The sequence below is a fragment of the Paracidovorax sp. MALMAid1276 genome, from assembly GCF_049198005.1.
In the GTDB taxonomy this organism is placed as follows: Bacteria; Pseudomonadota; Gammaproteobacteria; order Burkholderiales; family Burkholderiaceae_C; genus Acidovorax.
In genome coordinates this window covers 32,076-45,907 of the sequence record NZ_JBMIRS010000031.1, presented here as the reverse complement: position 1 = coordinate 45,907, position 13,832 = coordinate 32,076, and the positions used below count along the sequence as shown (strand labels likewise).

Annotated in this window: 8 protein-coding genes; 4 read left to right on the top strand and 4 right to left on the bottom strand. The window is 67.7% G+C overall.

What is annotated here, in order from left to right; genetic code table 11:
• Positions 1 to 129: 129 nt before the first annotated feature.
• Complete coding sequence (locus ACOQFS_RS01305; RefSeq protein ID WP_421561182.1) at positions 130 to 996, bottom strand: creatininase family protein; 867 nt, start codon at positions 994 to 996, stop codon at positions 130 to 132.
• Positions 997 to 1,035: 39 nt separating this feature from the next.
• Here ACOQFS_RS01305 and ACOQFS_RS01300 point away from each other — a divergent pair, with 39 nt between their 5' ends.
• The 4 genes from ACOQFS_RS01300 (at position 1,036) to ACOQFS_RS01285 (ending at position 8,916) form a co-directional block, all read left to right on the top strand.
• Positions 1,036 to 1,788 carry an alanyl-tRNA editing protein gene (locus ACOQFS_RS01300; protein ID WP_421561181.1) on the top strand — a complete coding sequence of 251 codons (753 nt, stop codon included), beginning with the start codon at positions 1,036 to 1,038 and terminating at the stop codon, positions 1,786 to 1,788.
• A gap of 188 nt (positions 1,789 to 1,976) precedes the next feature.
• Entirely contained in the window at positions 1,977 to 5,822 is a 3,846-nt protein-coding gene (locus tag ACOQFS_RS01295) for a DUF748 domain-containing protein (protein WP_421561180.1), read from the top strand.
• Between the two features lie 153 nt (positions 5,823 to 5,975).
• Entirely contained in the window at positions 5,976 to 8,243 is a 2,268-nt protein-coding gene (locus ACOQFS_RS01290; RefSeq protein ID WP_421561179.1) for a protein-disulfide reductase DsbD family protein, read from the top strand.
• Positions 8,244 to 8,301: 58 nt separating this feature from the next.
• Positions 8,302 to 8,916, top strand: coding sequence for a thioredoxin family protein (locus tag ACOQFS_RS01285; RefSeq protein WP_421561178.1), 615 nt, complete (start codon positions 8,302 to 8,304; stop codon positions 8,914 to 8,916).
• A gap of 42 nt (positions 8,917 to 8,958) precedes the next feature.
• On the opposite strand, the gene ACOQFS_RS01280 is transcribed toward ACOQFS_RS01285, so the two are convergent.
• From ACOQFS_RS01280 to ACOQFS_RS01270, 3 genes are all read right to left on the bottom strand, one after another.
• Positions 8,959 to 12,108 carry a type I restriction endonuclease subunit R gene (locus ACOQFS_RS01280; RefSeq protein ID WP_421561177.1) on the bottom strand — a complete coding sequence of 1,050 codons (3,150 nt, stop codon included), beginning with the start codon at positions 12,106 to 12,108 and terminating at the stop codon, positions 8,959 to 8,961.
• A gap of 419 nt (positions 12,109 to 12,527) precedes the next feature.
• Positions 12,528 to 13,031, bottom strand: coding sequence for a hypothetical protein (locus ACOQFS_RS01275; protein ID WP_421561176.1), 504 nt, complete (start codon positions 13,029 to 13,031; stop codon positions 12,528 to 12,530).
• On the bottom strand, positions 13,031 to 13,732 hold the full coding sequence (locus ACOQFS_RS01270; protein WP_421561175.1) for a DUF3800 domain-containing protein: 702 nt from the start codon (positions 13,730 to 13,732) through the stop codon (positions 13,031 to 13,033). Before ACOQFS_RS01270 ends, ACOQFS_RS01275 begins: the two co-directional genes overlap by 1 nt.
• Between the last annotated feature and the right edge of the window lie 100 nt (positions 13,733 to 13,832).

Here is a 13,832-nt window from a genome sequence, read left to right as displayed (position 1 = left end):
CGCAGCCCTCGCTGCGGGGCGGCCCTTGCTCGGCTGCCCCGGAGATGGGGCCGCGCCCGTTGCGGTCGCTGTGACGAGGGCTTCGCTGTAGGGGTCTGGCCTTGCCGGTCCCCGGGGGTGCGCCACCAATCACGCGCCCGTGGGTGCGTCGCGCAGCGTGTCGAGCGGCAGGGCTGCCAGTTCCTGCAGTAGCGCGGCGAGCTGCACGCCGGCCGCCTCCACCACCGCCCGGCCTTTGTCGGCCGTGGCCGCCGCCGCGTTGCCCACCGCCCCGGCAGGGTGGTAGTCCTGCATCTGCCAGCCCAGCTTGGCGCTTTTGCCATTGCCCAGAATGGCGTGGCGCTCGGCGCGGTCTTGCGACGTCGACCGGAAATGCTGGGCATGCTGCATCTGCACCGTGCTGGGCGCCAGGTGCAGCATCATCGATGTCTCGATCTCGCCCGCGTGGATGCCGAAGCGGTGCTCCTCGGCGCTGAACTGGCCGGCCACCGCATCGGGCAGCGGCAGGCTGAACCAGCTGGCGCTGTAGACGATGAGGCCGCAGCGCGTGCGCAACTCGCGCGCCACGATGTCCATCACGCTGACCTGGCCACCGTGGCCGTTGAAGAGCAGCAGCTTCTTGACGCCCGCACGGGCCACGCATTCGCCCAGCTCCGTCCACAGCGCGATCACCGTGGCGGGCGACAGCGTGAGCGTGCCGGGAAAGCGGATGTGCTCGGGGCTCAGGCCCACGTTCTGCGGCGGCAGGAAGAGCACCGGCAGGTTGGCAGGCAGCTGCGGCAGCGCCGCGTCGATCACGCCCTGCAGCAAGGTGGCATCCACCGACAAGGGCAGATGCGGCCCATGCTGCTCGATGGCCGCCACGGGCAGCACGGCCACCACCTGGTCCGCCTGGCCGGTGGTTTTGAGGGCGGCAAAGTCGCGGGCGGAGAGCTCGGCCCAGAAACGGGAGGGCAGCGCGGCGAAAGCGGAGGGGGGCACGGCGGCAGCGGTCATGGCGCGATGGTAGTCGCAGCGGCCCGCTACCATCGCCGCATGACCCACGACCTCTTCCGCCAAGACGCCTACCTGCGCGAATGCAGCGCCCACATCACCGCCGTCACCGACGCCGGGATCGTGCTCGACCAGACCGTGTTCTACCCCCTGGGCGGCGGCCAAGCCGGCGACAGCGGCGTGCTGATGCTGGCCGACGGCAGCGAGATCGCCATCGCCGACACCCGCAAGGGCAAGGACGCCGAGGGCAAACCCACCAGCGACATCGTGCACATGCCCGCCCCCGGGCAAGACGACCGCCTGGCGCAGCTGACGGAGGGCACCGCCGTCACGGCCCGCATCGACTGGGAGCGCCGCCACCGCATGATGCGCCTGCACACCACCAGCCACCTGCTGTGCCATGTGGTGCCGCAGCTGGTCAACGGCTGCTCCATCACGCCCGACTACGCGCGGCTCGACTTCGCGATGACCGACCCGCTGGACAAGGAGCAGCTGACCGCCGCCATCGCCACCCTGGTCGCAGCCGCCCACCCGCTCACCGTGGCCTCGATCAGCGACGAGGAGCTGGATGCCAACCCCGCACTGGTCAAGAGCATGAGCGTGCAGCCCCCGCGCGGCACCGGCCGCATCCGCACCATCCGCATCGGCGGCGACGGCAGCACACCCCTGATCGACCTGCAACCCTGCGGCGGCACACACGTGGCCAACACCGCCGAAATCGGCCCCATCATCGTCACGAAGATTGAGAAGAAAAGCGCCACCACCCGCAGGGTGGTGCTGGGCTTTGCCCCGTGAGCGAAGCGAAATACGGCGCTTGCAGCGCTGGGCGGGGCTCGGCGTGCTGGGGCCGAACGTTGCATCGGCTTACGCGGGTCGCCGCGCAACACGGACAATAGCGCCCGCGCGCAGCGCGAGCCCGTCCCTTGGGCCGTGGTGACCGGCTCTGCCTCCCACGCTGCGGCGCCTCTCCCTGCTCCGTTGCCATGTCGATGTCCCTGCGCTCCGTCTTCGTTGTGTCCCTCCTGCGCCAGCAGCCCTGGTTTCGCCCCGTGGTGCGCGTGTTGGCCGGGTGGGTCGCGGTGTGCCTGGTCGCCTGGCTGGTCGTCCCGCCGCTGGCCAAGGGGCCGCTGGAGCGGCTTGCGTCCGAGCGCCTCGGGCGCGAGGTCACGGTGGGCGGCGTCGACTTCCGGCCGTGGAGCCTGGAGTTCACGCTGCGGGAGGTCACCGTGGCGGGCGTGCGGGGAGCATCCGCGCAGCTGACCATCGGCCGCATTCACGCCGACGGCGAGCTGCAGTCGCTGCTGCGCTGGGCGCCCGTGGTGGACGCCCTCACCATCGACACCCCCGTGCTGCGCATCACGCACCTGGGTGACGGCCGCTATGACGTGGACGACATCATCGCCAGGCTCACGGCGCCCGCCAGCCCCGCAGTGCCCGACACCGAGCCCGACAAAGGCCCCGCGCGCCTGGCCCTGTACAACCTGGCGCTTGCGGGCGGCAGCATTGACTTTATCGACACCACCGTCAGCGAGACCCACGAGGTGCGCGCGCTGTCCCTCAAAGTCCCGTTCATCAGCACCCTGCCGTCGCAGCGCGAGGTGAAGGTGGAGCCCCACCTGGCGTTCACGCTCGACGGCAGCCGCTTCGACTCGTCGGCGCAGGGCACGCCGTTTGCGCAGACCGGCCAGGCCGACGCGCAGATCCGGTTGGAAGGGCTGAACCTCGCCCCTTATCTGGCCTATCTGCCCGCCGGCCTGCCCTTCAAGGTGCAGGCCGCCACGCTGGATGCCCATGTGAAAGTGGCCTTTGAACAGCACCCGCGCCTGGCCGTGGCGCTGAGCGGCACCGTGCAGGCCAGCGGCGTGCGCATTGCAGACCGCCAGGGGGCCGAGCTGCTGAGCTACGAGCGGCTGAAGATCGACATGGCCGATGTGCGCCCGCTGGAGCAGATGGCACGCCTGTCGCATGTGGAGCTGACATCGCCCGTGCTGACGGTCACACGCGACGCCTTGGGCCGGATCAACCTGGCGCAACGGGCCGCGCCCGCATCTGCGGCCGACCTCTCGCCCTCTGCGCTGGGCGGCGCCCGCACCAGCGCGGCACCAGCCGCCTCGTCGGCAGCCTCACCGGCGACCGGTGCATCCAGCGCAGCCGCCCGCGCCCCCCAGGCCGCAGCCGCCACTCCTGCCTGGGCCGTGGAAGTCGCTACGGCCGCCGTGCGCGGCGGCACGCTGCGCTGGTCGGACCAGACCACGCGCCCCGCCGCCAGCCTGCAGGCCACGGCCGTCACGCTGGAGGCGGCCGACCTCGCGTGGCCCCTTGCCCCTGCGAACGCCAGGCCGCTCAGCTTTCAGGGTGGGCTCAACCTGCAGGCGGGCACGCTGCGCTTCACCGGCGAAGCAACGCGGCAAAGCGCCCAGCTGCGCACCACGCTGAACGCACTGTCGCTGCAACTGGCTGCCCCCTATCTGGCCGGCGTGCTGGAACCCACGCTGGCCGGACAGCTCAGCGGCGACCTCGGTGTGCGGTGGCAAGCCCCTGCAGAGCCGTCCGCGCAGAACGGCTCCACCGGCTCCACCGGCATCACCGTGCACGCCGGCCCGCTGGCGGTGGAGCAGCTCACCGTCCGCCAGGGCAAGGCCACATGGGCCAGCGTGGGCACGCTCGAGATCGCGGGCGCCGAGCTGCCCCTGGACACCCGCATCGCCACGCTGCAGCGCCTGAGCCTTCGCCAGCCGCAACTGACCTTGGAACGTGGCGCGGACGGGCGCTGGATGTTCGAGCGCTGGCTGAAGGCGGCCCCGCAGGCCCAGGGCGGTGCTGCCGACGCGCCCGAGGTGCCCGCGCCCTCAGAGCCGTCCCGCTGGACGCTGCGCGTGGCCGACTTTTCGCTGCAAGGGGGTTCGGTCGCCTTTGCCGACAAGGCCCAGCCGCGCCCCGTGGCACTCTCTGTGACGGGCCTGGGCATTGCCGCGCGCAACCTGGCCAGCGACGGCAGCAAGCCCGAGCCGCTGCGGCTCACGGCGCGCGTCGCGGCTGCCGGCCACGGCGACGGGTTGCCCCACGGCCAGATGGACTTCGAAGGCAGCCTGGCCGTGCAGCCGCTGGCCGTGCAGGGCCAGCTGGCGGCCACGCGACTGCCGCTGCACGCGCTGGATGGCTACCTGGCCAGCCAGCTTGCCGTGCAGCTGCTGCGCGCCGACGTGGGCTACCGGGGACAGGTCGCGCTGGAGCCGGTCCGCCAGGGCATGCGCCTGCGTCTGGCGGGCGACGGGGTGGTGGAGGCGCTCACGGCCCACAGCACCGCCGCCTTCACCCCCAAGACCGAAGCCCAGGTGGGCGAGGAGCTGCTGTCCTGGAAAAGCCTGAACCTGCAGGGCCTGGCCATCGACACCGGTGCGGGCACCGCACCGCGCGTGGAGGTCAAGGAAACCAGCCTCGTGGATTTCTTCGCACGCGTCACGGTGAACGAGGCCGGCCGCATCAACCTGAGCGACATCACCAAGACCCCGGCTGAAGTGCAGGCGGCAAACGCCGCCAGCGCGCAGGCCAACGCCCGCGCCGCCCCTGGCGCGCCAGCGGCGACCACCGCAGCGGCGCCGGTCCCGGCACCCACGGCGGCCGCTGGCCAGACCGACCCGCTGGCGCCCGTGGTGGTCATCGGCCCGGTGAGCCTGGTCAATGGCAAGGTGCTGTTCTCGGACTATTTCGTCAAGCCCAACTACACGGCCAACCTGTCCGAGCTGACCGGCAAGCTGGGGGCCTTCTCGACATTGCCGACCGGCGGTGCGCCCGCGCTGGCCGAGCTGGAGCTGCGCGGCCGCGCCGAGGGGTCGGCGGCGCTGGAAGTCACCGGCAAGCTCAACCCGCTGGCGCGGCCTCTGGCGCTGGACATAAAGGGCAAGGTGCAGGGCCTGGAGCTGCCGCCCCTGTCCCCGTACGCTGTCAAGTACGCGGGCCACGGCATCGAGCGGGGCAAGCTCAGCATGGACGTGCGCTACCAGGTGCTGCCCGGCGGGCGTCTCACGGCCAGCAACCGGGTGGTGCTGCAGCAGCTGGCGTTCGGCGATCCCGTGCCCGACGCACCCGGCAGCCTGCCGGTCAAGCTGGCCACGGCGCTCCTGGCCGACCGCCAGGGCGTGATCGACCTGGACCTGCCCCTCAGCGGCTCGCTGAACGACCCCGAATTCCGCCTGGGCCCCGTGATCGGCAGGCTGCTGCTCAGCCTGGTCGGCAAGGCGCTGACATCGCCTTTCAGCCTTCTGGCGAGTGCCCTGGGGGGCAGCGATGCGGCGCAGGGCCAGGTTCCGTTTGCGCCGGGCAGTGCCGCACTGACGGACGCGGCCCGGCAGAACCTGGACAAGGTGGCGCAGGCCCTTGCGGAGCGCCCCAGCCTGCTGCTCACGGTGACTGGCACCGCCAGCCTCGCGCACGAGCGCGACGGCCTGCTGCGCGCGCGCCTGGCACAGCAGCTGCTGGCCGAAAAGCGCCGCGCCACGCCCGGCGACGCCTCGGCGGTGCAGCCGCACGAGTACCCGGCCCTGCTGCGCGAGGCGTACCGCCGTGCCGACATGCCCAAGCCGCGCAATCTGGTGGGCGTTGCCAGGGAATTGAGCGAGCCCGAGATGGAGGCCCTGCTGCTGGCCCAGCACACCGCCACCGAGGCCCAGGCTGCCGAGCTGGCCGCACAGCGCGCCCAGGCGGTGCGCGCCTACCTCGTTCAGCAGCGCAGGCTGCCCGCTGAGCGCCTGTTCGTGGCCGCGCCCTCATCAGGCCCCGGCCCGCAGCCCTGGACACCGCGCGCCGAGCTGAGCCTGGCCACGCGCTGAGCCGGAAGGCGGCCGCCGCCGCCACGGGGCAAGGGGCATAGCGGGCACGGGTTGGGCGACCCGCCGCACAATGGCGCACCCGGCGGCACGCCCGGCGCCCGGCTTGCAGGGCGCCGGAACCAACGGCGCCGCGCCCGCTCCCACACCGCAACCATGTCGTCACGCCTGATTTCCCGCCTCGCGGTTACTATATTTTTGATAGCTGCCAGCGCTTTATGGACAAGCGCTAACGCCCAATTTGGCAACAAATCTTCCGCCGCGGGGGGCGGCAGCGTGGTCACCACCCCGCACGTGCGTGCCGAGCTGCTGGCCCATGCCCCCCAGGGCGTGGCGCCGGGCCAGCCGGTGTGGCTGGGCCTGTCGATCACCCACCAGCCCGAATGGCACACCTACTGGAAGAACCCCGGCGACTCGGGCCTGCCCACCGAGCTGGCCTGGACCTTGCCCGCCGGGCTGGACGCTGGCGAGATCGCCTGGCCGTTGCCCAAGAAGATCCCCATCGGCACGCTGGCCAACTATGGCTACGAGGGCACGGTGCTGCTGCCCGTGCCGGTCACCGTGGCCAGCACCTTCGCACCGGGCGCGCTGGTGCGGGACGCCACCATCCGGCTGCGCGCCTCGTGGCTGGTGTGCCGCAAGGAGTGCATCCCTGAGGAGGGCGAATTCACGCTGCAGCTGCCGATCCAGAGCACCACGGCACTGCACGGCGCTGCGTTCGACGCGGCGGCCCAAACCCAGCCCCGGCCCGTGCTGGCGGGCACGGGCGGCATCGTTCCCGACAGCCAGGCGCAGATTGCCGACGACGGCAAGGCGCTGAGCGTGAGCGTGCATGGCCTGCCCGTGGCGCTGCGCGGCAAAGCCCTGGACCTGTTCCCCGAGACCTCCGAGGTCATCGACAACGCCGCGCAGTGGCCGCAGGCCTGGAACGGCAGCGTGTGGACTGCGCAGATCCCCCTGTCGGCCCAGCGCAGCGCCAGCCCCAGCCTGATGCCCGTGGTGCTGGCCGAGCAGGCCGCGCCCGGCCATGGCAGCGGCCCCGACACGCGCACCGGCTACCGCGCCGAGCTGAAGGTGCTGGGCACCTGGCCGCAGGGCGCATCGGTGGCGGCCATATCGCCCGCGCTGGAGGCGGCCCTCAAGGCCAATGCGGCCAACGCCGCGCAGTCGGGTGGCGCGGCCGCGCCGGTGGCAGGCTCCGGCGCCTCGTCCCTCACCCTCACCGCCGCGCTGCTGGGCGCGCTGCTCGGCGGGCTCATCCTCAACCTCATGCCCTGCGTGTTCCCGGTGCTGGCGATCAAGGTGGTGGGCTTCACCCGGCACGCGCATAACCGGCGTGCGCACCGCATCAGCGGCCTCGCCTACACGGCGGGCGTGGTGCTGTCGTTCATGCTGCTCGGCGCGCTCATGCTGGGCCTGCGTGCGGCGGGCGAGGCGGTGGGCTGGGGCTTTCAGCTGCAGTCGCCCGCCGTGGTGGCATCGCTGGCGGCGCTGTTCACGCTGATCGCGCTCAATCTCGCGGGCGTGTTCGAGTTCGGGCATTTTCTGCCTTCTTCGGTGGCCAGCCTGCAGGCGCGCCACCCGGTGGCCGACAGCTTCCTCACCGGCGTGCTGGCCGTGGCCGTGGCCTCGCCCTGCACCGCGCCGTTCATGGGCGCGTCGCTGGGCCTCACGGCCACGCTGCCCGCGCCGCAGGCCCTGGCCGTGTTCGCGGCGCTGGGGCTGGGGCTGGCCCTGCCCTACCTCGCGGCCAGCTTGGTGCCCGCCGTGGCCCGCGCTCTGCCCCGCCCCGGCGCGTGGATGGAGACCTTTCGCAGGCTCATGGCCTTCCCGATGTTCGCCACCGTGGTCTGGCTGGTGTGGGTGCTGGGCCAGCAAAGCGGCATCGACGGCGCCGGTGCGCTCTTGATCCTGCTGGTGGGGCTGTCGCTGGTGGTGTGGGCGCTGTCGCTGGCGGGCCGCGCGCGGGTGTGGATGGCCAGCGTGTCGCTGGCGGCCATGGCGCTGTTGGTCTGGGCCTTTGCGCCGCACGTCACGCAGATCCCCGCCGCACAGTCCGCCACGGCGTCCACGCAGGCTTTGGCCGATGGCTGGCAGCCCTGGGCGCCGGGCGCGGCCGAACAGATCGTGGCCAGCGGCCGCCCGGTGTTTGTGGACTTCACCGCCGCCTGGTGCGTGACCTGCCAGTACAACAAGAAGACCACGCTGGCCGATGCCGGTGTGCTGGCCGACCTTGAGGCCAAGAACGTGGCGCTGCTGCGCGCCGACTGGACGCGCCGCGACCCCGCCATCACCGCCGCGCTGGCCGCGCTGGGCCGCAGCGGCGTGCCCGTGTACGTGTTCTACCGCCCCGGCCAGCCGCCGGTGGTGCTGACCGAGGTGCTCAGCGTGGACGAGGTGCGCGCCACCATCGCCCAGCTGTAGCCCTTGCTCCCCTCCCGCTTTCGCCCCCCCGCCAACCCCCACCGACAGGAGATTCGCCATGAAGCTGCTTCGCCGTACGTTGATCGCCACCGCCGCCCTGGTCGCCCTGGGCGCGCAGGCCGCCGCCACCGTGGGCCAGCCCGCGCCCGACTTCACGCTCAAGGACACGTCGGGCAAGACCGTGCGCCTGTCGGACTACAAGGGCAAGCACGTGGTGCTGGAATGGACCAACCCCGGCTGCCCCTTTGTGCGCAAGCACTACGACAGCGGCAACATGCCCGCCACGCAGAAAGACGCCACCGGCCAGGGCGTGGTGTGGCTGTCCATCAATTCCACCGAAAAGGCCAGCAGCGACTACCTGGAGCCCGCCCAGCTGATGGCCTGGAAGACCGAGCGCAAGGCCGCACCCACCGCCGTGCTGATGGACGAGGAAGGCACCGTGGGCAAGAGCTACGGCGCGCGCACCACGCCGCACATGTACATCGTCAACCCGCAGGGCGTGCTGGTGTACGCGGGTGGCATCGACAGCATCCCCTCGGCCCGCCCGGCGGACATCGAGAAGGCCACCAACTATGTGAAGGCGGGGCTGACCGAGGCGCTGGCAGGCAAGCCGATCTCGGCGGCGACGACGAAGCCTTACGGCTGCAGCATCAAGTACAAGTCGCCCGCCTGACCCGGTACTTTGTCGGGACGGCTCACCAAAAAATCCCCCCCGCTAAATCGTCCAAGCACTCGACAACGACTCCGCCTGCTTTAGCACCAACTCCACGGCCTCCAGCTGCATGTCAGGCGGGTACTTCCACTTCTGCAGACACCGCCGAACCAGGATGCGGAGCTTGGCACGCACGCTTTCGCGCACCTGCCAATCCACCGAAGTGCTAGCCCGCAGCTTCTCAGTGATCTCTATAGCGATCTTTTTCAGCACTTCATCGCCCAGCTCTCGCACGGCACTTTCATTGTTGGCGAGTGCGTCGTAGAACGCGATTTCGTCGCGCCCAAGTCCCAGCGCATCCTCGCGCTTGAGCGCCGCCTGAAACTCCTTGGCCATCTGGATCAGTTCTTCGATGACCTGAGCCGTCTCTACCGCACGGTTGTGGTACTTGCGCAGTGTCTCCAGCAGCCGGTCGCCGTACTTCTTTTCCTGCACCACGTTGTTGCGTGCCCGCGCCTTGATCTCGTCGCGCAGCAGCTTCTCCAGCAGCTCCACCGCCAGGTTGCGGCTATCCATCTGCCGCACGTCGTCCAGAAATTCGTCCGACAGCAGCCCAATGTTGGGCTTGTCCAGCCCGGCCAGCGCAAACACATCGGCTACACCGTCTGAAATGATGGCGTTGTCCAAAATCTGTTTGAGCGCACTGTTCTTCTCGGCGTCACTGCGCTTCTTGTCCACAGTGGTGAACTTGCCAATGGCCGCCTTGATGGCCGAGAAGAAGGCAATCTCCTTGCGCAGCGCAGCCGATTCATCCAGCGTGCCGCACAGAGAGAACGCCTTGGCCACCGCCACCATGGTGTCGAGAAAGCGCGTCTTGCCGTCCTTCAACCCCAGGATGTGGTTGGCTGCAGGCACTAGCAGTGGCAGGGCCTGGGCCTCAAACGCGCTGTAGTCAAAGCCTTGCATCATGCCGCGCACGATGTCCATTTTCTCCATCAGCACCGCCAACGCCTCCGCAGCGCTGTGCGTGGGGTCGCCCTTGCCTTTGGCGTCGGTATAAGCCTTCAGTGCCGCCTTGAGTTCGTTGGCAATGCCGATGTAGTCCACCACCAAGCCGCCCGGCTTGTTCTTGAACACGCGGTTGACCCGCGCAATGGCCTGCATCAGGTTGTGGCCCTTCATGGGCTTGTCGATGTACATGGTGTGGCAGCACGGCGCATCAAACCCCGTCAACCACATGTCGCGCACGATCACCAGCCTCAAAGGGTCGCGCACATCTTTGAAGCGCGCCTCCAGCCGCTTCTTCACCTGCTTGCTGTACAGGTGCGGCTGCAGCAGCGCCTTATCGGCGGCAGAGCCTGTCATCACGATCTTGATGGCGCCCCGCTCTGGGTCAGCGCTGTGCCAGTCGGGGCGCAGGCTGACGATGGCGTTGTAGAGCTGGGCGCAAATGTCTCGGCTCATGCACACGATCATGGCCTTGCCATCCGCCACAGAGATGCGCGCCTCAAAGTGCTGAATCAGATCGCGCGCCACCTGCTGCAGCCGGGGCTCGGAGCCCACCAGCTTCTCCAGCGCCGCCCATTCACTCTTGGTCTTCTCGCGGCTGGCAATGTCCTCTTCGTCCTCGACGACTTCATCGACCTGCGCATTCAGCGCATCAATATCGGCCTGGTTCACGTCCAGCTTGGCCAGACGGCTTTCGTAAAAGATGGGCACCGTTGCGCCGTCATCCACCGCATCCTGAATGTCATAGATGCTGACGTAGTCGCCAAACACCGCACGCGTGTCTTTGTCCTCCAGCGAAATGGGTGTGCCGGTAAAGCCGATGAACGTGGCGTTCTTCAGCGCATCGCGCAGGTGCTTGGCGTAGCCAAACACATAGCGCCCCGTCTTGGTGTCCAGTCGCCCCTTGGTGCCGTACTGGCTGCGGTGGGCCTCGTCCGAGATCACCACGATGTTGGTGCGCGTGGAGAGCAAGGGGTGCGCCTCTTCGCCATCCAGCAGCGCAAACTTTTGCACCGTAGTGAAGATGATGCCGCCCGCCTCGCGCGAGGCCAGCATCTGTCGCAACTCGTCGCGGTCGCCAGCCTGCACAGGGGTGGTTTTGAGTAGATCACTGGCGGCGCTGAAGGTGGCGAACAGCTGGCCATCCAGATCGTTGCGGTCGGTCACCACCACCAGCGTGGGGTTCTTCATTTCGGGCTGCTGCAGCAACTTGCCCGCGTAGCAGGCCATGGTGATGCTCTTGCCCGAGCCCTGTGTGTGCCAAACCACGCCCGCCTTGCGCGAGCCCGGCTGCACCTCTTTGCCATAGGTCGCGCGCTCTTCATGCACCTCCAACACGCTTTTGCCCACGTCTTGCGCCGCAATCACCGTGGCGCGCACCGCTTCGCGCACCGCATGGAACTGGTGGTAGCCCGCCACCTTCTTCACGATGTGGTCGCCATCCTGCTCAAACAGCACAAAGTGCCGCACATAGTCTAGGAACAGCTCGGGCTTGAAAAAGCCCCGCACCACCGTCTCCAGCTCCATCTGCAAGCGGGGCCGGTCATCTTCGTTGGCAATGGTGCGCCAGGGCAGCATGCGCTCCGCATTGGCCGTGAGCGAGCCCACCCGGGCCGTGAAACCATCGCTCACCACCAAGGCCGCGTTGGTGTTGAACAGGTCGCTGATCTCGTCCTTGTAGGTCTGCAGCTGGTTGAAGGCGTCCCACACGTCCGTCTGTTCGTTGGCGGGGTTCTTCAACTCCACCACCGCCAAGGGCAGGCCGTTGATGAAGGCGATCACATCCGGGCGGCGCGGCTGCTTGGTGCCGGTGATGGTGAACTGGTTCACCACCAAAAAATCGTTGTTGCTGGGCTGCGCAAAGTCGATGAAGTGCACCAGATCGGTCTTCTTCTCATCCCCCACCGCAAACTCCACCAGCAAACCGCCCAGCAACAAGCGGTGCACGCTGCGGTTGCGCACCACCATTTGCGGCTCGCTCACCGTTTGCAGCGCATGTGCAGCCTGCTCCAGCGCGGCGGGCGGAATGTGCGGGTTGATGCGCGCCAGCGCCGTGAGCAAGCGCTCGCGCAGCACCACCTGCCGGTAGTCGGTGCGCTCCGGGGCGCTGCTGTCGGGCGCAATGTCCGGGCCGTGGGCAAACCGCCAGCCAGCGTCCTGAAACCAGCCCAGGCAGAGTTCTTCGAGTTGTTGCTCGTTCAGCATGTGAAATTACTTGCCGTTGCACCCGCCACGATTTGCGATGAAATAAGAAAAACCATAACAATCAACGACTTGGCAAACATAGAACGACCATTCCGCATTTGCGATGGGATAGCAACGGGCACAAGACGCGATGACCTGTCGATGGATTCGACACGTCGCAAAAACATGTCGAAAAACACGAGAAAAATCGACCTATCTGGAGATCGGCCACCCCCATGCTCCCGGTTTGAGGCCCATGCTGCAGGGCCACATTAGTCACACAGAGCCCCAAAAAGTGAGAAGCTCGCCCCCACCGCGCACATCGCCCTGCATTACGCCGGGTTTGCCGGTTCCAGGTGCGTCTGGTAAACTCCTATGCAGCTCATCTACCACGTGTAGAAGGAGTATCCGAAGCCCTTGCACAGCAATGTGCCGGGGCTTCAGTCTTTTTGGGCTGCCCGCCATGCGTCCCGCTCCTTGGTGAATTTGCGGATCGTGTGCGACCGCAGGCAGTACGCGGTCTTGAGCAGATAGAAACGCGGGCCCTGTTGCGTCAGGCGCTTGGCTAGCACCACAGCGAAATCGTGCTCCTCCGCCCAGATCACCACATGGGTTTCTCGGCCACGCTCGTTCTCCCACCACGAAAAGCCTGCTTCATGGGCATTTTGAATACACCAAGCCACCCACCGTACACGCTCGCAACGGCGTAGATCGGGAATGCGCTCATCCTCATCGCGATTGCCCTGATCCGGCGCCTCCGAGATCAAGTGCCAAAAACCGTAGCCCTTGCGTTTGGACTCTGGCATGTAGCGCACCTTGACCGGGTCGCCCCTGAACACCAGGCCCGCATGTGCCACGGTCTCCAAATACGCTGCGTAGAGAGCATCCTCGTAGATGGCCCAGTCAGGGTAACTGGCCAACAACATCAGTTCTGGCGGCGGCATCAGGTCTGCGCCTTCCAGACGAACAGGTTGAACTTCTCCGCCCGCAACAGCGAGCTTTGCTCCAATCGAAGTCCCGAGCGGTGCCGCAGGTGTGCCACCAGCGCCTGTTTGGCGGGGCTGTCGTGCAGCCCCCGGTGCACATAAGACAGCGCACCAATCAGCACGTCGGCCAGCTGCAGCAACAGCACATCGTGGGACTGCACCAGTTCAATCGACTCAATGATGCTGCGATCAAAGTCGTAGTTGGCGTTGCACAGCACATCGTGCAGCTTGAGCACCTTCTTTTGCCCCCGCGTGTCCTTGATGTCCAGATAGATGCGGTAACGCTTCTCAGGGTCGATCAGGCGATTGAGCAGCGTGTACCACTGCTTGTAATAAAAATCGTCGTGGTTCTGCGCAAACCGCCCGTGGTCCAGCGCCTGCTTGTCTGGCACCACCAGCCCGCGAAAGTGCAGCAGTGGCTCATCAAAAAACAAGTCCAGCAGCGCCTGGTAAAACGGCAACTGGCCCGGCGACACCTTGACCCACTTGATTTCAAAACTGGCGGGCAAGCCATGCTCTGCCTTCAGCGCCTTGATCTTGCGCGCCAGGAATTTGCGGTGCGATGCCGGGCACCACAAGGCCCCGAGCACCATGGCCTTCATGCCATCGTTTTCCAGGTGACAGGACTCGTCGCAGTAGATGTGGATGGATTCGGTCATACTCCACCCTCCAATGCAGCGTCATAGTTTGCGACCATGGCGTTGGAGGTAGGCCAAAAATCGTCGGGCGGTGCAAACCCACCCGCGCATGTATAGGCCA